Below are 24460 nucleotides of genomic sequence, written 5' to 3'. Positions count from 1 at the left end.
TTATTTTATATAATCTTTAGCAGGCTGCTTGTCCACAATTTTCCCTTTTTCCAAGATCAGGACAAACGGATTGCTTCTTGCGATGGTTTTGATCGCTGTTCCGTCCATCATTGCATTTTTAATGGTTTTAAAAGTATTATGATCTGTAGATACACCGTAGATCACCGCTCCTTTCTGTGCGTTCACTTTGGCTTCAACTTTCCGGATCAGTTCAGCGGGAACTTCTTTCGGATGATAAGAGAAAACCAGGACAGCTTTTGGCGCATTGATGATTTCGTCCGTAAGATCCATACCTGTAGGATCTTCAATTTTGAATTTTACGATCTCAGATTTGTACCCTTCTTTTACGAGTACCGATTCATTTTTTCCTTCCTCAATTTTCCATGGAGAACCTTCCGCCCAGTATTTTGTTTCTTTAATATAATCATCCTGATTCACCTTTAAAACTTCTCCTGTTTTCTGGTTTTTAAGAGAGTAAAAAGTTTTGTATTCAGAAGGATTTTTATTGATTTTTTCTTTTTCTGCTTTAATATTTGTTTCAATTTTATAATCACGGAAATCAATCAGAGGTTCATGCATAATTCCCTGTGCCATAATGTAAATCATAACCACTGAAAATAGTCCCAGAACAGCATATCTTAACTTACCGGAAGGCTCTTTAGGGCCGCTGCTGCTGTATTCGTCTTTCTTCTGGAACTCCTTTCTGTAAAGGATAAACAGAAGGATAAGTCCTGCAAGAAGAACAATATCTTTGATAAAGCTCTGCCACGGGGTAAACTTGATGGCATCCCCAAAGCATCCGCAGTCGGTCACCACATTGAAATAAGCCGAGTAAAAAGTAAGGAACCCAAAGAAGATACAAAGGGCAATTAATGCTGAAAGGGTAAACTTAAGCTTCAGTTTTAATAAAAGCATAAATCCCAGGAAAAGCTCCAGTACAACGACAATAATTGAAAACAGAAGCGCAAATTTTTCAAGGAAAGGCATATTGAAAACAGAGGGGGCAAAATATTCTTCCATTTTGAAAGAAAATCCTACCAGATCCACAGCCTTTACAAAACCTGAAAGTATGAAGATAACAGCAATAATAAAGCGTAATAAACCTTTGATCATAGTAAATTATTTTTGGGTTTCGGAAATATTTTCTTTTTCGGAGAACTTAATCAGGCAGAAAACAGCATAATTCAGCATATCGAAATAGTTGGCATCCAGACCTTCAGAAACGATGGTTTTTCCCTGGTTGTCTTCAATCTGCTTCGTTCTCAGTACTTTCTGGTAAATAAGATCGGTAATGGAAGAGATTCTCATATCCCTCCAGGCTTCACCATAATCGTGGTTTTTTCTTTCCATTAAGGCCTGGGCTTCATGAGCATATCGGTCATAAAGACTTAAAACCTCCTCCTTATTTTCGTTAAAATCATTGGAAAGTCCCTTTTCAAGCTGGATAAGCCCGATGATAGAGTAGTTTACAATCGCAATGAATTCATCCTCTTCGCTTTCGTCCACCATTTTTTTATCCGTCATCTGCAGCGTCCGGATTCTGTTCACTTTAATGTAAATCTGATCCGTAATGGAACTGGGTCTCAAAACCCTCCATGCGGCTCCGTAATCCTGTAATTTTTTACTGAATAGATCACGGCACTGACTAATAACTTTCCCGAACTGTACTGATGTTTCTGACATAAATTCTCTTAATCTCCCAAATATACGAATTAGGTTTTAGGTAGCAGGAATCAGGGGTTGATTTTTGTCAGAGTTTAGGTTTTGGGGTGGAGAGAGTGGGAGAGTTGGAGTGTGGGAGAGTTTTAGGGTAGGTATTCGGGTGAGAGGGTTTGAGAGTAGGAGCGTTGGTGTTGGTTGTCAGTTGTTGGTTTTTTTGTTTCTGGTTCCCGGTGGGATTTGGAAAATAGGTTTTGAATTATGATTTGTGTTTTGCCTTCTTAAATGAAATGCCTTTGTTTATCTTATTAAATGCTATTTTATTCTAAAAAAAGCCTTGTTTAACCTTGCGATTATTAAACAAAAAAGGAAGAAGAATTGATTTCAATTTCTTTATACTATGTTTTTGTCAGAGTTTAGGTTTTGGGGTGGAGAGTTTGAGAGTATTAGGGTTTGAGTGTGGGAGAGTTTTAGGGTAGGGGTGAGAGTAGGAGCGTTGGTGTTGGTTGTCAGTTGCTGGTTTCTTGTTGGGAAATTTTAAAATAAAGAATATAAATTTAATTTCTATCTAAAAAGCACTCGTTTCTGCCCAAACCCTTATCAACCAATAACAAACCAACAACCAGCAACTGACAACTAGCAACTGTCACCTAGCAACATTCCACAATAAGTAGTAATTTTGCAGAATAGTATCATCTACCAATCATCACTTATCAATCATAAACAAAGCATGCTTTCAAACTCCGAAACCCTCCCACACTCAAACTTTAAGACACTCGAACCTTTCCACTCGATCAATTGCAATGGCAGACTGGTAGAACTCAGCGTCCCAAAAATCATGGGGATCCTCAACCTTACCCCGGATTCTTTTTCAGACGGTGGGAAATTTAACAGTGAAAAATCAGCACTGGAGCATGCGGAGAAGTTATTGAAGGATGGGGCAGAGATCATCGACATCGGACCGCAATCTACACGCCCGAATGCGGAATTTTTGAGCAGTAAAGAGGAAATTGAAAGAATCGGAAGCATGATTTCCCGGATTAAAAAGGAATTTCCACAAGCATTGATCTCACTGGATACATTTTATGCAGAAACCGTGAAATTCGGGTTTAATGAAGGGATTGATATCATCAATGATATTTCAGGCGGGCAGTATGATCACAAAATGTTCGAAACTGCCGCTGAAACGAAACTTCCCTACATTCTGATGCATGTGAATCCATCTTATGAGACGATGCATGATAAAGTAAAATTTGAAGATATTTCCCTTCAAGTCAACCGTTATTTTTCTAAAAAGACCACAGAACTTCTTGAAAAAGGAGTGAAAGATATTATCCTTGATCCCGGTTTCGGATTTGGAAAAACGGTGGAAGATCAGATGAAAATGATTGGCGAAACCGGGTATTTGGGTTTTGGGAAATTTCCTTTGCTAATAGGCATTTCCAGAAAATCGTTCATCTATAAACCGCTGGGGAAATCTCCGCTGGACATTAATGAAGAAACCCAGAAACTTCATCTGACAGTTTTGGAGCAGGGAGCAAGAATTTTAAGGGTACATGATGTGGCGGAAACCGCAGAAATCCTAAGGCAGTTTTTACGGAAAAAATAAAAAGTGTTAAAAAAACTTGCTCAGTATTTAAAAATTAATACATTTGCAGTATGAATTTTACGAATCAGAAAAATATTATTGTCATTTCTAACATTATTGTTGTGGTTAACAGCAGTAAGGAAGCGGCATTGTAAAATATTTTAATTTAAATTATATAAGCCGTTTCATATTGAAGCGGCTTTTTTTTATTTCAGAAATTATGTATCAGTTATTAACAGTAATTATTATCGTCATTATTATTCCCTTGCGTCTGTGAGAAGGAAAGAATATGACTGTACATATTTGGGCCCTCTCACAGCGTGAGAGGGCTTTTTTTATTCCCTTTTTGTTAATTTTTTAAACCTCATACAATGTATTACAACGACCACACGATCGTTTATTTTAACGGAAAATTTCTCAAGGCAAACGAAGCCGGAATGGACCTTTACGGGCAATCTCTTCATTACGGTTATTCCGTTTTTGAAGGCATAAAATCCTATCGCACAGACCACGGAACCAGGATCTTTAAAGCAGAAGAACATTATGAAAGACTCAAAAGATCCGCAGAACTTATGCATATCCCGTTTGACTATTCAGCCAGTGAATTAACGGAGCTTACCTACGAACTTTTAGAACGGAATGGGTTCAGTGATGCTTACATCCGCCCGCTGGTAACCTGTTCGCCCAATATGTCCCTTTCAAAAGGACAAAAATCCTATCTCTCCCTGCTGGCCTGGGAATGGAGCAATGGCTATCTCGCAGACAAAATGAAAATCATGACCTCAGGTTTTCAACGTCCCAATCCCACAGCCTTTAAAGTGGAAGCTAAGGTAGGCGGACATTACGTGAATTCTATTCTCGCCTGCCAGGATGCCAAAGACAAAGGCTATGACGAAGCCCTTTTGCTTGATGAGCACGGAAATGTTGCCGAAAGTTCAGGAGCCAATATATTCTATGAAAAAGACGGAACATTATTCACGCCCGCAAAAGGAAGTATACTGCCGGGCATCACCAGACAGACCGTTTTTGAAATATGTGACGAACTGAATATTCCTGTTAAAGAAACCTTCTTTAAACCCGAAGAAATGAGAGGAGCCGATGCCGCTTTTTTCTGTGGTACCGCAGCTGAAATTGTAGCGTTGGAATCTTTGGATGATATTCCTTTCACTAAAGGCTGGAATGATACAGCAAGTGAAAAGGTACAGCAGGCCTATCAGAAACGGGTAAGACTTCTGTCATTGTAAATATTAAGAATTTAATTATTTGATTATCAGTTATATGTATCTATTTTTCGAACAGTTGAATATTGTATTTTTCGTAAAAATGAAAATAAAAAAAATATGACAAGCTGTAGTTTTGGACCAAAATTAAGTAAAAGCTTCTTATACGAATTCTCCAAAATTAAAAAATTTGATACCAAACTAGGTGATGATAAGAACAGAAAATGCAGGACAATATGTTAAATAAATATTCAAAAACATTCACACAAAACAATGAACAGCCCGCCGCAAAAGCCATGCTTTACGGGATAGGCTTTACAGAAGAAGATATGCACAAGGCCCAGATCGGGATTGCGAGTATGGGGTACGATGGGAATACCTGCAATATGCACCTTAACGATCTCGCCAAAGTGGTAAAACAGGGAACCTGGGATAACGGACTTGCCGGTTTAATTTTTAATACCATAGGAGTAAGTGACGGAATGAGCAACGGTACGGACGGCATGCGGTATTCACTGGTAAGCCGAGACGTAATAGCAGACAGCATCGAAGCCATCTGCGGAGCCCAGTATTATGACGGGATTATCGCACTACCGGGTTGCGATAAAAATATGCCGGGAACCATTATTGCCATGGGAAGACTGGACAGACCATCCATCATGGTGTATGGAGGAACCATAGCTCCGGGATGTTATAAAGATGAACCCCTTAATATCGTTTCTGCCTTTGAAGCTTTGGGTAAAAAAATTGCCGGAGAAATTTCGGAAGAAGATTTCAATGGCGTAATTAAAAATTCCTGTCCCGGTGCAGGAGCCTGCGGAGGAATGTATACAGCGAATACCATGTCTTCAGCCATAGAAGCACTGGGAATGAGCCTTCCATATTCATCATCAAACCCGGCATTGAGTAAAGAGAAACAGGAGGAATGCCTTGAAGCAGGAAAATATATAAAAATACTGCTGGAAAAGGACATCAGACCATCAGATATCATGACCCGTAAGGCTTTTGAAAATGCACTTCGTCTGATTGTTATCCTGGGCGGAAGTACCAATGCGGTGCTCCATTTTATAGCCATGGCGAAAAGCGTTGGCGTTTCCATCACCCAGGATGATTTCCAGAAGATGAGCGACATCACTCCGGTATTGGCAGACCTGAAACCAAGTGGAAAATACCTGATGCAGGATCTTCATAACCATGGAGGAATACCTGCCGTCATGAAATACTTACTGGAAGAAGGTTTACTGCATGGCGACTGTTTAACGGTTACCGGAAAAACCATCGCTGAAAATCTTGAAAATGTTCCCAGCCTTGATTTTACAAAGCAAAAGATCATCAGACCTTTATCAAATCCAATCAAAGAAACGGGACATTTGAGAATACTATACGGAAACCTCGCTGAGAAGGGGAGTGTTGCGAAAATCACCGGAAAAGAAGGCGAGAAGTTTTCAGGAAAAGCCCGGGTATTTGATGGTGAAAAAGATCTGATCAAAGGGATTGAAAATGGAAGAGTTCAGCATGGGGACGTTATTGTCATCCGCCATGAAGGCCCAAAAGGCGCACCGGGAATGCCGGAAATGCTGAAACCGACAAGCGCTCTGATCGGAGCAGGTTTGGGTGGAAGTGTAGCTTTAATTACCGATGGACGTTTCAGCGGCGGAACCCATGGTTTCGTAGTAGGGCATATTACTCCCGAGGCTTATGAAGGCGGCCTGATCGCTTTCGTAAAAGATAATGATCTGATTGAAATTGATGCTGTAAACAATACCATACAATTAAAAGTTTCAGAAGAAGAAATCGAACAGAGAAAAAAAGGATGGCAAAAGCCTGAACTCAAAGTAAAAAAAGGATTGCTGTATAAATATGCACTTACCGTATCATCCGCAGCAGAAGGTTGTGTAACAGACGAAATCACCTAAGAGAAAATATAATGAAGAATGAAAATTTATCCACAGAAAAAGAAATCAGCGGAAGCCGGATCATCCTTGAAGCATTTCTTCAGGAAGGAGTAAAAACAATATTCGGATATCCGGGAGGAGCTATTATTCCTATTTATGACGCACTTTACGATTACAAAGACCAATTAGAGCATATACTGGTCCGCCACGAGCAAGGGGCTGTCCATGCAGCGCAGGGATTGGCCAGAGTTTCGGGGGAAGTAGGAGTGGTATTGGCTACCAGCGGCCCCGGAGCTACCAATCTTGTGACAGGTTTAGCTGATGCTTTATTGGATAATACGCCTGTTGTCTGCATTACAGGACAAGTTTTTGACCATCTTTTAGGAACAGATGCTTTTCAGGAAATAGATGTGATGAATGTTACCAGCCCCGTTACCAAATGGAATTACCAGGTAACAGATGCGAATGAACTTTCTGAGGTACTGGCGAAGGCTTTCTACATCGCAAGATCGGGAAGACCAGGCCCTGTACTCATCGATGTTACAAAAAATGCCCAGCTGCAAAAGGTTTTTGATAAAGGATATACGCCCTGTGAGTTTTTAAGAAGCTACACACCGGACCCTGTTCCGGATATGGACTATATTGAAAAAGCAGCTTTCCTGATCAACAAAGCGGAAAAACCGTTCATCATCGCAGGGCAGGGGATTATGTTGGGAAAAGCTGAACAAGAGTTTCTGCAGTTTGCCGAAAAATCAGGAATTCCTGTAGCATGGACAGTATTAGGAATGAGTGCTATTCCTACAGATCATCCGCAGGTAGTAGGAATGGTGGGAATGCATGGAAATTACGGACCCAATATTCTTACCAATGAATGTGATGTTCTGATTGCTGTGGGGATGCGTTTTGATGACCGGGTGACCGGAAAAATTGATCAGTATGCGAGACAGGCCAGCATTATTCATTTTGATATTGATAAAGCAGAGATCAATAAAAATATAAAAGTTGATGTACCGGTTTTGGGAAATTGTAAAGAAACGCTACCTCTTTTAACCCAATTGATTGAGGTTAAAAATTATTCTGAGTGGTTTGAGAGATTTAAAGGTTGTGAAGAAATTGAACAGTTGAAGCTGATTAATCATGAACTCTATCCCTCATCAGGGGAAATAACGATGGGAGAAGTGATCCGGCACCTGAATGAAATGACAGCAGGGGAAGCTGTAATTGTGACCGATGTGGGACAGCATCAGATGGCAACGTGCAGATATTCCCGCTTCAAACATTCCAGAAGTAATATTACCAGTGGCGGGTTAGGAACGATGGGATTCTGTCTTCCTGCCGCTATAGGAGCTGCTTACGGAGAAACTCAACGTCCGGTTATCGCCGTGATGGGTGATGGCGGAGCTCAGATGAACATCCAGGAATTGGGAACATTGATGCAGTATCAGCCGGATATCAAGATTTTAATTCTTAATAACTGCTATCTGGGAATGGTGAGGCAATGGCAGGAACTGTTTCACGAGGAAAGATATTCTTCGGTAGATATCCAAAGTCCGGATTTTGTACAGGTGGCTAAAGGCTACAGTATTCCGGGGAAAAAAGTGTCACAGAGGGAAGAACTGGAAGCCGGCCTCCGCGAAATGCTTCATCATAAAGGTGCTTTCCTTCTGGAAGTCATGACGGGAAAAGAGCATAATGTCTTTCCAATGATTCCCCAGGGGAAAAGCGTTTCGGAGATTGTCCTGAATCATACTAAAGTTTAAAATTTAAATAATAAAAAGATGAAATCAGAAAATAAAGAATACACCATTACTGCTTATACAGAGGATTATTTAGGCCTGATTGGAAGGATCAATGCCATATTTTCCAGAAGAAGGGTTTCTATTGTGAATTTGAATGTAGGACCTTCCGAAATGGAAAAGATCAAAAAATTTGTAATCGTTATCCGGGAATCGGAAGATTCTGTAGAAAAAATTACACGACAGATGGAAAAACAGGTAGATGTACTTCAGGTTCATTACCACAAAAATCCATATCTGACAGCGGTGGAACATGCAAGCTGATCAGAAAATAATATCATAAAAACAATCATTAACAATCAATAAAAATTAAGAAAATGGCAAAATTGAATTTTGGCGGAGTAGAAGAAAATGTAGTAACAAGAGAGGAGTTTCCATTACATAAAGCTCAGGAAGTATTAAAAGATGAAATAGTAGCGGTAATCGGTTATGGCGTACAGGGGCCGGGACAGGCGCTTAACCAGAAAGATAACGGAATCAATGTGATCGTTGGCCAGAGAAAAAACTCAAAATCATGGGATAAAGCTGTGGCAGACGGATTCATACCCGGAGAAACATTATTCGAAATAGAAGAAGCCCTGCAGAAAGGAACGATTATCTGCTATCTCTTAAGTGATGCCGCCCAGATCGAATACTGGCCGAAAGTTAAACAGCATCTTACCCCTGGAAAAGCACTGTATTTCTCACACGGATTTGGAATTACCTTTAATGAACGCACCGGAATTGTTCCTCCGGCTGAGGTTGATGTATTTCTTGTTGCTCCGAAAGGATCGGGAACCTCATTAAGAAGAATGTTTCTTCAGGATCGCGGACTGAACAGCAGCTTTGCCGTTTATCAGGATGCCACCGGGAAAGCAAGAGAAAGAGTAACGGCTTTGGGAATAGCCATCGGAAGCGGTTATTTATTTGAAACAGATTTTAAAAAAGAAGTATTCAGCGACCTTGCAGGAGAAAGAGGAACCTTGATGGGTGCCGTACAGGGAATATTTGCCGCCCAATATGATGTATTGAGAAAAAATGGTCACAGCCCTTCAGAAGCATTTAACGAAACCGTTGAAGAATTAACCCAATCATTAATGCCATTAGTTGCGGAAAACGGGATGGACTGGATGTATGCGAACTGCAGTACTACCGCACAAAGAGGAGCACTGGACTGGTGGAAACGTTTCAGAGATGCCACTTCTCCTTTGTTTGAAGAATTATACGACAGTGTTGCCAAAGGAGATGAAGCCCAACGGTCCATCGACAGCAACAGCAAACACGATTACAGGGAAAAACTGGAAGTAGAACTGACTGAGCTTAGAGAAAGCGAAATGTGGAGAGCCGGAAAGACAGTCCGCAGTCTCAGACCAGAGAACAATTAATCACGAAAAACAATGGAAGAAACGTATCCTTCTGTTTTGGACAATGTCTATAAAGCAGCAAAAAGACTCAGAAATGTAGTGGTAAGAACCCCTTTGGCGATCAATAATCATCTCTCCGGTATTTATAATGCAAAGATTAGCTTTAAAAGAGAAGATCTGCAGCAGGTGAGATCCTATAAAATCAGAGGAGCTTACAATAAAATGGCGGTAATGTCACCTGAAGATCTTGCCAAAGGCGTGGTGTGTGCCAGTGCCGGAAACCATGCCCAAGGAGTAGCTTTTGCATGCAGCACCATGAAGGTGAAAGGAACCATTTTCATGCCTCTGCCCACGCCGGGACAAAAGCTGGAACAGGTGAAAATGTTTGGAAGGGATGATATTGATATTGTGCTTTACGGGGATACTTTCGATGAAGCTAAAGATGCCGCCCTGAAGTTCTGCAAAGAAAATCAGGGAATATTTATTCATCCGTTCGATGATCAGGATATTATTAATGGGCAGGCTACAGCAGCACTGGAAATTCTTGAGCAGTCGGATGAGCCCATTGATTATCTTTTTCTTCCAATTGGAGGGGGTGGCCTGGCTGCAGGCGTTTGTTCTGTATTCCGGGAACTGTCACCGCGTACGAAAATTATTGGGGTAGAACCTTCTGCAGCAGCAAGTATGAAAAAAGCACTGGAAAAAGGAAAACCGGTGCTTCTTGAAAAAATCAGCCGTTTTGTAGATGGAGCTGCCGTACAGAAAGTAGGAGATCTTAATTTCGAACTCTGTAAAAATGTGCTGCACGATATGGCGTTAGTGGACGAAGGAATGGTCTGTGAAACTATTCTTTCTCTCTACAATAAAGATGCTGTGGTCGTGGAACCTGCCGGAGCCCTTTCCGTGGCAGCCCTCGGAAAATATAAAGATCAGATCAGAGGAAAAAATGTGGTCTGTATCATCAGCGGAAGCAATAATGATATTACCCGTATGGAAGAGATTAAAGAAAAAGCGCTTTTATATGCTGGTTTAAAACATTATTTTCTGGTTAGGTTTGCCCAGCGTCCGGGAGCTCTGAAGAATTTTGTTCTGAATGTTCTGGGACCGAATGATGATATCACTTTTTTTGAATATACTCAGAAAAATTCAAAGGAAAAGGGAATTGCTGTTTTAGGAATCGGGCTGAAGGATAGTGAAGATTTTACTCCGCTGCTCAATAATATGAAGAAGTATGATTTCTTTGTCAATTATCTGAATAATGATCCGTCTTTGATGAATTTGCTTATTTAAAACGGGGTGTGAAATGGTGTTAGATTTCGCAAAGTCGCTATTTTTTTCATGCAATGCGTTGTTAAGGCGCGAGGATTTTATCAAAGATAAAATTTAATGCTGTTGGATTTGATGTATTTCTCGCGGATTTTTGAGATTTGGCAATTTTTTTAACCAGATTTTCGCAGATTGGCACAGATTTTTTCAAAGGTTGGTTTTTATAACTGCGATAAAATTGACATAGGAAAATGGTAAATGCTGTGAACGTTAAGAAAATTCTATTGTCTGAAGCGCGGGACAAATATTGAAACGAAAAAGAAAGAGTAAATCCGCGCAAGTTTTAGAATTTTTAGAGAACAGGATTTATTTTTAGCGGAAGTTTCCAGGTCTTGAATTTTTGATTCTTTTGCTTCAAGGCAAAAGAATATGATAGAATATTTTTGACATTGATTTCTGTAAATTGTTGGGTAAACGCTAGGGCGCAAATTTTCTTTCAAACCAAATGTTTTAAGGCGCAAGGATTTTATCAAAGATAAAATTTAATGTTGTTGGATTTGATGCATTTCTCGCGGATTTTTCAGATTTGGCAGATTTTTTTAACCACAGATTTTCGCAGATTGACACAAATTTTTTCAAAGGTTGATTTTTATAACTGCGATAAAATTGACATAGGAAAATGGAGCGTTAAGAAAATAAATTCTGTGAACGTTAAAAAAATTCTACTGTCTGAAGCGCGGAACAAGAATTGAAACGAGAAAGAAACAGTAAATCCGCGCAAGTTTTAGAATTTTTAGAGAACAGGATTTATTTTTAGCGGAAGTTTCCCGGTCTTGAATTTTTGATTCTTTTGCTTCAAGGCAAAAGAATATGATAGAATATTTTTGAGATTAATTTCTGTAAGTTGTTGGGTAAACGCTAGGGCGCAAATTTTCTTTCAAACCAAATGTTTTAAGGCGCAAGGATTTTATCAAAGATAAAATTTAATGTTGTTGGATTTGATGTATTTCTCGCGGATTTTGCAGATAGGGCAGATTATTTACCCCAGATTTTCGCAGATTGACACAAATTTTTTCAAAGGTTGATTTTTATAACTGCGATAAAATTGACATAGGAAAATGGAGCGTTAAGAAAATGAATTCTGTGAACGTTAAGAAAATTCTACTGTCTGAAGCGCGGGACAAATATTGAAACAAAAAAGCAACAGTAAATCCGCGCAAGTTTTAGAATTTTTAGTGAACAGGATTTATTTTTAGCGGAAGTTTCCAGGTCTTGAATTTTTGATTCTTTTACTTCAAGGCAAAAGAATATGATAGAATATTTTTGACCTTGATTTCTGTAATGTTGGATAAACGCTAGGGCGCAAATTTTCTTTCAAACCAAATGTTTTAAGGCGCGAGGATTTTATCAAAGATAAAATTTAATGCTGTTGGATTTATATATTTCTCGCGGATTTTGCAGATAGGGCAGATTTTTTTTACCCCAGATTTTCGCAGATTGACACAAATTTTTTCAAAGGTTGATTTTTATAACTGCGATAAAATTGACATAGGAAAATGGGGCGTTAAGAAAATAAATGCTGTGAATGTTAAGAAAATTCTACTGTCTGAAGCGCGGGACAAGAATTGAAACGAAGCAGAAATAATACATCCGCGCAAGTTTTAGAATTTTTAGAGAACAGGATTTATTTTTAGCAGAAGTTTCCCGGTCTTGAATTTTTGATTCTTTTGTTTCAAGGCAAAAGAATATGATAGAATATTTTTGAGATTAATTTCTGTAAATTGTTGGGTAAACGCTAGGGCGCAAATTTTCTTTCAAACCAAATATTTTAAGGCGCAAGGATTTTATCAAAGATAAAATTTAAATGCTGTAGACTGCTATGTTTCCATAATGTGACTTATAATAGTAAGGGAGCAAACCTTATAGGTTTTTAAAACCTATAAGGTTTATATAAGACAGCAGCTAAGCTTTCTTCTTTGAGATTGCTTCGTCGCTGCGCTCCTCGCAATGACAAAAAAGAGTATCGGCGGCCCGAAGGGCCGCCGATACTTTCATTTATCTCTCAAGCGTAAAATTAGAAATCACTTTCGGCCGCTCTGTTTCATTGGCAACCTTCCAGGATGTTCTGTACATCCATTCCGTCATTTTATACAGCTTTTTATAGTTGATATTTTCAGATTCATCCTGTGGTGTATGGTACTGATCATGCAGCACACTGGTGAAAAATACTGCAGGAATTCCGGCTTTTGCATACGGCAAATGATCACTTCTGAAGTAGAAATATTCAGCATGATTCGGAGAATCCCAGTCTTTCAGGTATGTGAATTTTGTACTTTCATTATTGGCTTCCTCGGCCATTTTTACCAGCTCTTCAGAATTTTTATGGGGTACGTTTCCTCCAAGAAGGGCAGCTTCATTATTGTCATTCCTTCCGATCATATCACCATTCAATACAGCTACGATCTTTTCTTTTGGAACAACCGGATGAGCGGCATGCCATCTGGAACCGAGTAATCCTCTTTCTTCCGCTCCATGGAAAACAAACAAAATACTTCTTTTTCCCGGCTGCTTTTTATAAGCTCTGGCCATGGCAAGCATGGCAACACATGTACTGGCATTATCGTCGGCACCGTTGTAGATCGTATCATTTTTTACCGGATGTCTGATTCCGTCATGATCTTGGTGACCGCTGAGTAAAACGTATTCGTTTTTAAGAACCGGATCGGTACCTTCTATCTTTCCGATGATATTGACAGAAGGATATTTGTAGGTTTCCGTGATGAGGTTGAGAGACATCTTAGGATTGCTTTTCACCCAGTCTGCATTTTCTCTTTTGATCCATAAAACCGGAATATTATCTGTTATTTTCTCTCTCAGACCTTCCACGCCGTAGGTGCCTCTCGTCATCTGAGGAAGCACTTCCACCCAGCTTTTTTCAGAAATATCGTCTGTGATGAAAATCACGGCTTTTGCGCCCAGTTCAAGAGCTTTGCTGTAATATTTTGTCCTTACAAATCCGGGATATCTTCTTACAAAAAGCGTCATTTCCTTATCGATATTCTTATCTGATGCGTTCACAGCAAGAACTTTTCCTTTGATATTTAGTTTGGACAGCTCTTCAGGTTCTGTATTTCCGGCATATACAATTTCAGAATCTATGGAGGAATTTACAGGTTCGGACACCAGAAAATCTCTCCAGAGTTTCAGGTTTTTGTCTCCAATTTTAAAACTGCTTTGAGGAATCACCTGATGCCTGTACATATCAAAAAACTGGAAGAATGTGCCGTTGTCACCCGCAGGTTTCATTCCGGCTTCTTTGGCTTTGTCAGCAAGCCACATGGAAACTTTTAATTCATCTAAAGTTCCGGCTTCACGGCCCCAGAACTGATCTGCAGCCAGTTCGTACATGTCTTTTCTGAGATCGGTTTCTTTGATGGCAGAGACCAGCGGCTTTTTATAGCTTTGGGCATTCCCAAGGCTGAACAGGAAAATACTGAGTATAGAGAATACGTAACTTTTATTCATCAGATTTTTAATTGAAGTTAGCCAATTTATCTGAGAACTGTTTTGAAAATTCCTTTCTGTCTTCCTCCAGCTTTTCTTTGTCAGCAGGAAGGATATAGTTAAAAAGGACTTTATCTTCATTGTCAAGAAATATAATCTCCTTTTCATTACCATCGATCATCTGTGCGAAAATTTCCCACATCGGAGTATCTTTCAGTCTTAGTAATTCAAAAAACTGTTCTGCTTTTATTTCTATTCTCTGCATGTTTTGTTTTTTATGTATTGATAAATATTGTTTAAAATTCTAATAGTTTCAGCTTAAACTGAATCGCGAAGTTCTGTTTAAAATTGGGAGTGGTGTAATATCCGACTCTGTAGAATAAACCCAGATTGAAGTAGCTGGACAGGAAATTATTCCACTCCAGGCCGACTTCCTGATAAAGATGATCCAGTTTCCTGAATTTAAACTGATGGTATTCCGGATGCTTCATATCTCCGATGGTTCCTCTTAAAACAAAATCAAAGCTGGAAATATTCTGCCCGAAACTTTTAAAATATAAAGGAAGTTTATGGGTGAAATAGTACGCAATGAATTTATCATTATAGTATTTTCCGCCTTCCAGCGTTGCAAAACCAAGATAAGAAGTTAAGTTGAAATTAAAATCCTTTCTGGGAGAGGCCAGACCATTCATGGTAAAATGCTTCCAGATCGGAGCTTCTCCCAAAACCATTCCCCCATACAGCCTGAACCCTGTAGTCCCAAGCATTGTCTTAAAATTGTGAACAAAGAGCACATCGAAACGGGTGTAATTAAAATCTCCGCCTAAAGCCTTGTAGCTCTGTTCATAGTTAAAATACAGCTCAGGATACTTCTGATCAATGATCGATTTTCCCTGTGGGGTCATGATATTCGTAGAGTTCGGAGAATATTTTAATGTAAATAAAGTATTGAAATTATCGAATTCGCCGCCTCTTCCTCTAAATTCATAATCAAACTTAGCCTCTTCAATATTTCTTTTGGCAGCAAAAACCAGCGTGAGCCCGTTGGTTACATCGTTCAGATAAGATAGTGAACCACCCCGGAAGTGGTAGTATTTATCATTGTTGATGTTATTTCCGTAATTCATCGTTCTCATCTTGAAATTCCAGAGCCTGCGGTAAAACTCTCCTGAAGCTGTTACGTCATCATAATACTCGATTCTGAAGAATGAATTTTTATCCAGCGTCGTCTTCATGTCAAGACCGATTCCATATTTCCATTTGTCATCTTTGAAACCGTAGGCGAAATAGTAGTCCGGTGAAAAGTAAGGATTGAAAGTTTCATTCAGTTTGACTTTTAAACCAAGTCGGAAACCTTCATATAAGCTATAATTCACAATTTCATCTACAGCAAAATCCACGATGCCCATTCTGATCTGTCCATTGATGAGACCCGTCAGAATTTTTGCTTTACTGTCGATATTATATTTTTTACCCAGGCTATCGATCGTTGTGTAGGTATTGCGCTCCCGTTCCGTCAGAGGGTCTGTTCTGTACTGGTCCAGAAGATGTCCGTCCGCATTTTTTACAGAATAGGTGTAGCCTTTAAAATCATTTCGCTCTTCTTCAATCGGCGATTTAAAATCAAAATAGGTAGATGTCAGGAAAGCATACGTTCCGAAACTGGTTTTATCCTTTTTCTCGGAATGTTCTTCCTTCTTTTCTTTATTTTCCTCTTCCATAGCCACTCTGCTCATCCTCAGTTTTACCTTTTCCTGAGCAAGAAACCATTTATTATTGTAGAAAACCCAGGTGCTGGTGATAATCCCATCGTTTTTATTCTTGCTGAAATTCTCGATTTTTTGAATTCCGTAGGTTTCAGTATCTATATAAATGGCACCGTTGTATTTTCTTCGTTTATCCGGCTTTTTATAATTCACTTCACGGAAACGGATCACAAAAGTTTTTCTTCCACCCACCTCAATGGTGTCTGAAAGGAAAAAACGGTAAAGTCCCCGGTTTTCCTGCTTGATCTGATTGGGGATTTTATCTCTGTTGCTCTGCTGAATGGCAATCATTTCATAGATCGGCTGTTTGAGACCGGAAATTCTATTGTCCAGAATATTGACCTTTTCCCCATATTTTTTAGAATAGAGAAACTCCTGGGCTCTTTCCCACAGAAAAAGTTTGCTTTTTGAAAAAATCTGTTTTGCAGAAAGGTTGCCTATAGAATCTTTTTCCCTTTTTTTTCTGAAAAGATTCGTGTCATTAAAAAACTGGTTAAATTGTGAAATACTGTCCTGATCGATATCCAGGGAAACCTTCTCGTAAGATTTGAATGAATAGGATCCTAAACTTTTCGGTGAATTTTCATTGAAAAGCTGGTTCACTTTTTTAAGGACTTCCAAAGCACGGGGATCGCTCCGGTCTTCAATAATTACTTCTTCAATATCAGTGGTCTTTGATGCTTTTCTAAGCAGCGAAACCTCCATATCTGCTTCTGTAGTTGCTGTTTCATTCTGATATTTTTCAGCCTGAATTTCTAAGGTGCTGCATGAGGCTTTAAACTCCAGCGTCCCCTGAACGTCTGTGTATCCCAAAACCTTTCCGTCACAGGATATTTTTGCATTCGAAACAGGCTTTTGATCAACTTCGTCAATAACTCTGATCTTTGATTGGGAATAACCAAAGAAACAGATTAACAAGAACACTAAAAATAAAAACCTTTTCATGCAAAAACTAGATCAAAAATAGTAATATTTCTTGTGTCTGGAAAGTTTTTATGATTTGTTAATACATTGATTTAATCTAATTTTCTGATAGAATAATTGAGTTCAAGAAAATGCTGTATTTATTTTTTTAACCACTGATTTCACAGATTTTCACAGATGATTGCGTATAGTTTTTTGAAACATTAAGATAAATGAAGATAATAAGAATAATTAAGGTGAAATCTAAAGATTTTTTAAGACATATACCTTAAAGCGAAGCTTAAGCTTAATAGTCTTAAAAACTTAAAGAATCTTAATGGTTTAATATTTTATCTCTCGCGGATTTTGCAGGTAATGCAGATTATTTTTTAACCACAGATTTTTGCAGATTGACACAAATTTTTAAAAGGCTGGGTTTTTATAACTGCGATAAAATTGACATAGGAAAATGGAGCGTTAAGAAAATAAATCCTGTGAACGTTAAGAAAATTCTACTGTCTGAAGCGCGAGACTCATTCCGAACCGAGTAATCCCAATTGAACTCGCGCAAGTTTTATAATTTTTAGAGAACAGGATTTATTTTTAGCGGAAGTTTCCAGGTCTTGAATTTTTGTTTCTTTTGCTTCAAGGCAAAAGAATATAATAAAATATTTTTGATATTGATTTCTTTAAATTGTTGGATAAACGCAAGGGCGCAAATTTTCTTTAAAACTAACTTTTTTTAAGGCGCGAGGATTTTATCTGCGATAAAATTTGATAATGTTGGATTTTATATATTTCTCACAGATTTTCCCAGATTTTTTAAAGGTGGGTTTTTATAACTGCAATAAAATTGACATAGGAAAATGGAGCGTTAAGAAAATAAATGCTGTGAACGTTAAGAAAATTCTACTGTCTGAAGCGCGAGACTCATTCCGAACCGAGTAATCCCCATTGAACTCGCGCAAGTTTTAGAATTTTTAGAGAACAGGATTTATTTTTAGCGGAAGTTTCCAGGTCTTGAATTTTTGATTCTTTTTGTTTCAAGACAAAAGAATATGTAGAGAAAGCAAATTATTAAAGCACAATGACTGCGCATAGTTTTTTGAAACATTAAGATAAATGAAGATAATCAGAATAATTAAGGTAAAATCTAAAGATTTTTAAGAAAGAATGCCTTAAAGCGAAGCTCAGACTTAATACTCTTAAAAACTTAAAAGAAATCTTAATGGTTTAAAGTTTTATCTCTCGCAGATTTTGCAGATAATGAAGATTATTTTTTGACCATATATTTTCGCAGATTGACACGATTTTGTTTTGAGACAAAATAACATTTACCGGTCATTCAAAGCTCCCATAAAATCAATCACAAGATCCATTTCTTGATCACTAAGCTGCAGCGGAGTATCGGAAAGCGTCTGGTTTTCTACTTTAAAACCGAAACCTTTTCCGCCGCCTTTATTGTAAAAATTCATGATTTCTTTTAATGTTTTATAACCTCCGTTATGCATGTATGGAGCTGTTTTGCTAATGTTTCTTAAAGTTGGGGTTTTAAAGGAATGCTGTAATGCTTCCACTGTCTGATGGAATTTTCCTCTTCCCAGATCCTGATCAAAACTTTGATTGTTTCCGTTTACGGCCGTTCCCAGTACTTCCTGCTCTGTTTTTTTGAAATTTGGAGGAACGGTACCGTTAAACAAAGGAATAAAATGGCACAAAGCACACTGGGCTTTTCCCACAAAAAGATTGAAGCCCTGTTTCTGGTTTTCTGTCATGGCAGAGCGGTTTCCACGCATATATTCATCAAAATTGGAATTGAATTTCGCGAGAGAACGGATGTAGCTTGCCAGTACATTCTGAAGCTGCCATGTTTCAGCTTTTGAGGTACGATAGATTTTTTTGAATTCAGGGAGGTAGTCAGGATTCTGATTGATCTTACCGAGAATAATATTCAGGTCGCCGTGCATTTCTTCTTTATTGGAGATTACATCCGAGCTCTGGCCTTCCAGATCATCTTTCCGCATATCCCAGAACTGTCCGTGCTGGAAACCTGCATAGTTTAAGGAAGGGGTATTCCTCAGAAGTTCTGCATTTTCAAGGGACATGGATTTTGCAAGTCCGTCTGTAAAGGCTTTTTCAGGGATATGACAGGTCGCACAGCTTCTGGTATTGTTGTTGGAAAGAATTTTATCATTGAACAGTTTTTTGCCTAAAGCAGCCTTTTCATCAGAGAACGCGAATTCTTTTCCGGGAACAAAGGCATTGGGATTGAAAGCGTTTTTGGAGAAAAAAGTAGCGGCACTTTTGCTTAATGCTGAAGTCACTTCAATATCCGGGATGGCTTCCTGCTTTTTAAATTCAAGTAATAAAGAGGTGATTTTATTTAAATGGCCGGGAATAAAATTCACATAATCAAAAGTATTCCGGTCTGTATTTTTTTTAAGAACATTCACTGCTGCACCAATCGCTGAGTTGATGTCTTTCAGTGCTTTTTCTTTTGATTTTTCGGTAGAGATCTGCTGTAGAGTGAGTTGAACAGCTTCCAGCGAATACGGCATTTCCTTTAAAAATGTTCCGGAAACGGGCGTGTCAAAACCGGAAATACCCAAACTTGAGATCCTGAAAATTTCCTGTCTGGCAGCATCAAATATCTGATCTTTGCTGATGGTGATCGCTTGGAAATTGGTTTTAATGGTATTGCTTTTATTGATCAGCTTTTTGAGATAACGTACCGCTTCATCCTTATTTTCGGGAGTGTATGGATAGAAAAGCTCTTCCAGCACCTGAAGTCCTTCAGGTTCCAGTTCCGTATGTTCATCCATCTCAATTTCCGGCAGGGCAGGACCGTTGATAAATCGGGCAGAATTCGGAAGAAAATATTCTACCGCCCATTCCATTTTTTTATAAGTGATTCTGAGTTCTTCAAACTTAGTCTGAATAGCTTTTTCATCTGCATTTCTGGAAACAAGAGCCATCAGTTCATTGATCTGTTTTTCAAATGCAGTATTGGTTTTGGAAATTTCATTTTTTACCGTCCCCAGATCCTCGTTGATGGGCTGGTGTTTATCGGTTTTACATTGAAAAAGAATAAAAAGAACAGCTGCAGTAAATACAGCAAAAAGAACCGGATATTTTGAAAATATTTTCATAGGCATGAAAAAGTATCAACGGAAATATTCCCGCTGATACTCTGGATTTTTATTGAATATTGAAAAGTTATTTCTCTACGTTTCTGATGATTACAATCTGGCCTCCTTCCTTATTGGTATTCACTCCGGCACCGTCAGCATTTTTAAATTTATCTTTCTGCCATGTATGAGAGTGGATATTGACTGCGAAAGTATTCGGAATTCCGATGATATCTGAAATATCAACCATGGCTCCAAATTCCCATGAACCGAATTTCTGAAGGTTTCCGGACTGGTTGTAAGCGGTCTGCCATGCAGCATCTCCTCTGTTGTGTTTCATATTTAGCCATGGCTTGTACTGCTTCGTAGCAATATTCAGCTGCCAGATATAAGAATCGTGGGTGGCTGCCGGATAATATGAATCTCCGTCTTCCTGGATATACACAAAGTTTTCAGTAACACAAAGGTTGTCAGGATTGATCAGGTTGTGCCCCGGATTTGAATCTCCTTCTGCTGCCACTTCCAGCTTTCCTGTCAGCATATTGTTTTCATTCAGAACCAGCTTGTAGACTCTTCCCCACATCGTAAGTCCCGGTTTTGGAGTAACACCGTCTGAAGATTCTCCGGTTGCCGTAAAGTAGATTTCTCTTCCTTTTCCGGCTCCTTTTCTGTAATCTACATCTTCAACTCTTGAAAAACGGATCGCGCTGTTGTCAATATTTTTCTGATTGATCTGCGCGCCGGTTGAGTTTTTAGCGTTGGTAATTTCTACAAATTCCACATCGTAAGAACCTCCTTTTACCATATCGGTTTCCGTATAGTTGCTGTTCGTTCTTTTCAAAGCATATAATTTTCCGTTCTCAAGATCTCCCTGGGTATTGGAAACATACATGATCAGCTGTCCTGCAGACTGGTGTGATGAAGAATAAGACTGGTCTTCCCCAATCATAATGTAGGTTTTCCCTCCTGAAACATCTTTAGGAAGCGGAACGGCATTTTCCATAGAAGCTTTTCCCAAAGCGGGCTTTACTCTGGTCTGGTCTGCAGCCTGAGAAGCAGGAGCCAATGGATTAATAGCGTGAACCATACTTTCTTCACCGGATTCTCCAGCGGTAAGGAATGCACTGAATCCATGGGTTTCCGGAGTGGCAAGGGTCGCAGAACATAATCTGGTCATCCCACCGATTCCGTTCAGGATGTATTCTCCTTTTACAGGCTTGAATGTTTTATCTAAATAAACTCTTGATACAGATTGGGTGATCTCGTGGTTGGTGATCATTAAATAACCGTCGGAGTTCGGATCTTTCATAATTCCCATTCCGTCCGGCTGGCCAGCAAAAACGAAGTTGGGGGTTCCTGCAAGAACATCTGAACTTGAAATCAGGGTGGTGATGTTCAGATTTTCAAATCCCTGCATACCATAAACGAAAGCCGGCTCCTGAGAGAAGTTTTCAATTTTGATATTTTCATTCACAGGATTGGTTTCCTGACCTTCATTATTGTCATCATTACAGCCTTGAAAGGCCATAGCAGCGAACAATAAAGCTCCGATAGTTTTGTTAATTTTCATAATTACTTTTTTGAATTTCGATTGTAGCAAAACTAGAGGTCTATTATGAACTATATTTTAAGGGGACGAAACAAATAGTTTAAGTTTAGGTAATGGTTTGTTAAGATAAGATCAATAATTAGAATGGTTATAAATAAAAAAACTCCTGAAATTTTCAGGAGTTTAAATGTTTTATAATAAAAGAATGCTTAATCCTAAATATTTAAAGCTTTTTGGTAAGCATTTTCCAAACCGTCAAGATTTTTACCTCCTGCCGTGGCAAAACCCGGATTTCCGCCGCCGCCGCCCTGGATTTCTTTTGCCAGGTCTTTGATGATGGCTCCGGCCTGATAATCTGCTGCCAGATCGTCAGAAACACCTACCGTGATCATAGGTTTTCCATCGGCATCGGAAAGAATGATCGTTACCGAAGTCGGGATTTCTCTTTTCAGCTGGAATACGATGTCTTTCACAGAACCTGCATCCAGAGAAGTTTTCTTCACCAACAGCTGTTTGTTTCCTTTCTGCTCGTAAGCATTTTTCCATTCACCGATCTCGCCTTTAGCTTTTTCCTTTTTAAAGGCTTCCACTTCAGATTTTAAAGACGCATTTTCTTCAATCAGTTTCTCGATAGATCTTACCACATCTTTAGATTTCAGCAATTGGGTAAGCTCAAGGATCTGATTTTCCAGATTTTTGAAATATTCCTCAGATTTATCCCCGGAAATAGCTTCTATTCTTCTGATTCCTGCTGCTGCAGAGCTTTCGGAAACAATTTTAAAGTGGCCGATCTCCATGGTGTTTTTAACGTGAGTTCCACCGCAAAGTTCCTTAGAGCTTCCAAACTGGATCATTCTCACGCTGTCTCCGTATTTCTCACCAAACAAAGCCATTGCTCCCTTGTCCAGAGCTTCCTGAATCGGAATGTTTCTGAATTCCTGCAAAGCAATACTTTCCTTGATCTTATGATTTACTTTTTCTTCTACCAAAGCCAGTTCTTCCTCCGTCATTTTACTGAAATGAGAGAAGTCAAAACGAAGATAATCAGGACCTACGTATGAACCTTTCTGTTCAACGTGAGTTCCTAAAACTTCTCTTAAAGCCTCGTGTAAAAGGTGGGTTACAGAGTGATTCGCCTGAGAATTTTTTCTGTCCGTTGCATCTACTTTCGCGTAGAAAACAGCTCCGGCATCTTTTGGAAGTCCGTTGATCAAGGAAATAATAAGTCCGTTTTCTTTTTTGGTTTCTAAAACTTCAAAGCTTTCAACGGCATTTTCCAGAACTCCTTTGTCGCCTACCTGGCCACCGCCTTCAGGGTAGAAGGGAGAGCTGCTCAATACTACCTGATAGAATTCCCCGTCTTTATTTTCTACTTTTCTGTATCTTGTAATATAGGTTTCAGATTCGATCTGATCGTAGCCTACGAAGTTTTCAGGCTTCGTTTCCAAAGTTACCCAGTCGTAAACCTTCTGTGCAGAATCAGCTTTTGAACGCAGTTTCTGCTTTTCCATTTCAGCTTTAAATCCTGCTTCATCAATGGTAAGCCCTTTTTCCTCTGCAATAATTCTCGTTAAATCGTCCGGGAAACCGTATGTATCATATAATTCAAAAACTTCTTCGCTTGGTAATACTTTTGAACCGTCTGCAATGGTCTGCTCAATTAATTTTTCAACTCTGATCAGTCCGTTTTCAATGGTTTTTAAGAATGAATCTTCTTCACTTTTAATCACCTCTGAAACCAGTTTTCCTTGTTTTTCCAATTCAGGGAAGAAGGGTCCCATCTGTTCCTGAAGTACAGCAACAAGCTTGTAAAGGAATGGTTCTTTCATCCCCAGGAATCGGTAGGAATAGGAAATTCCTCTTCTTAAAATTCTTCTGATTACATAACCAGCACCTCCGTTGGAAGGAAGCTGCCCGTCAGCAATAGCAAATGCTACCGCTCTGATATGGTCTACCACAACACGGATCGCAATATCTTTTTCGTCCTCTAAAATTCCTGTATATTTTTTACCTGAAAGTTCTTCCACTTTAGCAATAAGCGGTGTGAAAACATCCGTATCGTAGTTGGAAGATTTACCCTGAAGTGCCATGCACAGACGCTCAAAGCCCATTCCTGTATCCACATGCTGTGCAGGAAGCTTTTCAAGAGATTTATCTGCTTTTCTGTTGAATTCCATGAAAACCAGGTTCCAAACTTCCACTACCTGAGGATGGTCGTTATTCACCAGATCAAGTCCTGAAACTTTAGCTTTCTCTTCTTCAGTTCTAAGGTCAACGTGGATTTCTGAACACGGTCCGCACGGTCCGCTTTCTCCCATCTCCCAGAAATTATCCTTCTTGTTTCCATTGATAATTCTGTCTTCTGAAATGTGTGATTTCCAGAAATCGTAGGCATCCTGATCCCTTTCAAGGTTTTCCGAAGCATCTCCTTCGAAAATCGTTACGTATAAATTTTCTTTTGGAATTCCGAATACTTCAGTCAGTAATTCCCAGGCAAAAGCAATAGCATCTTTTTTGAAATAATCACCGAAAGACCAGTTCCCCAACATCTCAAACATGGTATGGTGGTAGGTATCTCTTCCCACATCATCCAGGTCATTATGCTTTCCGGAAACTCTCAGACATTTCTGTGTATCGGCAATTCTTGGGGCTGTAGGTGTTTTGTAGCCTAAGAAAAAATCTTTGAACTGCGTCATTCCTGAGTTGGAAAACATAAGGGTAGGGTCGTCTTTCAGCACGATAGGCGCTGAAGGAACGATAAGGTGGTCTTTACTTTTAAAATAATCTAAAAATTTTTGACGTATCTCTTGTGATGTCATAGTATTGCTTTGCTTTTAAAACTA

15 protein-coding genes are annotated in these 24460 nt (G+C 39.1%); 7 read left to right on the top strand and 8 right to left on the bottom strand.

The window, feature by feature from the left end:
- Entirely contained in the window at positions 1-1113 is a 1113-nt protein-coding gene (locus JET18_RS18700; protein ID WP_202093619.1) for a BT_3928 family protein, read from the bottom strand.
- Positions 1114-1119: 6 nt separating this feature from the next.
- Complete coding sequence (locus tag JET18_RS18695; protein ID WP_202093617.1) at positions 1120-1683, bottom strand: DUF1599 domain-containing protein; 564 nt, start codon at positions 1681-1683, stop codon at positions 1120-1122.
- Positions 1684-2497: 814 nt separating this feature from the next.
- On the opposite strand from JET18_RS18695, the gene folP reads away from it, so the two are divergent.
- The 7 genes from folP to ilvA all read left to right on the top strand — a co-directional run bounded on the left by folP (position 2498) and on the right by ilvA (position 10791).
- Positions 2498-3268, top strand: a complete 771-nt coding sequence (gene folP / locus JET18_RS18690) for a dihydropteroate synthase (RefSeq protein ID WP_202093615.1) — start codon at positions 2498-2500, stop codon at positions 3266-3268.
- 350 nt (positions 3269-3618) lie between these two features.
- The gene (ilvE, locus tag JET18_RS18685; RefSeq protein WP_202093613.1) at positions 3619-4491 is read left to right on the top strand and encodes a branched-chain-amino-acid transaminase; all 873 of its coding nucleotides are present in this window, start codon (positions 3619-3621) and stop codon (positions 4489-4491) included.
- 212 nt (positions 4492-4703) lie between these two features.
- Positions 4704-6383 carry a dihydroxy-acid dehydratase gene (gene ilvD / locus JET18_RS18680; protein ID WP_202093611.1) on the top strand — a complete coding sequence of 560 codons (1680 nt, stop codon included), beginning with the start codon at positions 4704-4706 and terminating at the stop codon, positions 6381-6383.
- Between the two features lie 11 nt (positions 6384-6394).
- A complete protein-coding gene (gene ilvB / locus JET18_RS18675) occupies positions 6395-8122 on the top strand; it encodes a biosynthetic-type acetolactate synthase large subunit (protein ID WP_202093609.1) in 1728 nt (575 codons plus the stop codon).
- An 18-nt stretch (positions 8123-8140) separates the two neighbouring features.
- Complete coding sequence (locus JET18_RS18670) at positions 8141-8422, top strand: ACT domain-containing protein (RefSeq protein WP_202093607.1); 282 nt, start codon at positions 8141-8143, stop codon at positions 8420-8422.
- 53 nt (positions 8423-8475) lie between these two features.
- Positions 8476-9522 carry a ketol-acid reductoisomerase gene (gene ilvC, locus JET18_RS18665; protein WP_202093605.1) on the top strand — a complete coding sequence of 349 codons (1047 nt, stop codon included), beginning with the start codon at positions 8476-8478 and terminating at the stop codon, positions 9520-9522.
- Positions 9523-9534: 12 nt separating this feature from the next.
- The gene (gene ilvA, locus JET18_RS18660; protein WP_202093603.1) at positions 9535-10791 is read left to right on the top strand and encodes a threonine ammonia-lyase IlvA; all 1257 of its coding nucleotides are present in this window, start codon (positions 9535-9537) and stop codon (positions 10789-10791) included.
- A 2031-nt stretch (positions 10792-12822) separates the two neighbouring features.
- Here the strand turns inward: ilvA and JET18_RS18655 are convergent.
- From JET18_RS18655 to alaS, 6 genes are all read right to left on the bottom strand, one after another.
- Positions 12823-14292: a M20/M25/M40 family metallo-hydrolase gene (locus JET18_RS18655; RefSeq protein WP_202093601.1), complete on the bottom strand. Its 1470-nt coding sequence runs from the start codon at positions 14290-14292 to the stop codon at positions 12823-12825.
- Between the two features lie 7 nt (positions 14293-14299).
- A complete protein-coding gene (locus tag JET18_RS18650) occupies positions 14300-14536 on the bottom strand; it encodes a hypothetical protein (protein WP_202093599.1) in 237 nt (78 codons plus the stop codon).
- A 31-nt stretch (positions 14537-14567) separates the two neighbouring features.
- The gene (locus JET18_RS18645; protein WP_202093597.1) at positions 14568-16982 is read right to left on the bottom strand and encodes a hypothetical protein; all 2415 of its coding nucleotides are present in this window, start codon (positions 16980-16982) and stop codon (positions 14568-14570) included.
- A 1292-nt stretch (positions 16983-18274) separates the two neighbouring features.
- Positions 18275-20089 carry a cytochrome-c peroxidase gene (locus JET18_RS18640; protein ID WP_202093595.1) on the bottom strand — a complete coding sequence of 605 codons (1815 nt, stop codon included), beginning with the start codon at positions 20087-20089 and terminating at the stop codon, positions 18275-18277.
- 67 nt (positions 20090-20156) lie between these two features.
- Positions 20157-21638, bottom strand: coding sequence for a hypothetical protein (locus JET18_RS18635; RefSeq protein WP_202093593.1), 1482 nt, complete (start codon positions 21636-21638; stop codon positions 20157-20159).
- A gap of 194 nt (positions 21639-21832) precedes the next feature.
- Positions 21833-24436: an alanine--tRNA ligase gene (alaS, locus tag JET18_RS18630; RefSeq protein ID WP_202093591.1), complete on the bottom strand. Its 2604-nt coding sequence runs from the start codon at positions 24434-24436 to the stop codon at positions 21833-21835.
- Positions 24437-24460: the final 24 nt, after the last annotated feature.

The organism is Chryseobacterium endalhagicum (genome assembly GCF_016745235.1).
Taxonomy (GTDB): Bacteria; Bacteroidota; Bacteroidia; order Flavobacteriales; family Weeksellaceae; genus Chryseobacterium; species Chryseobacterium endalhagicum.
The sequence above is the reverse complement of the archived record's forward strand: the minus strand, read 5'-3'. Positions and strand labels throughout refer to the sequence as shown.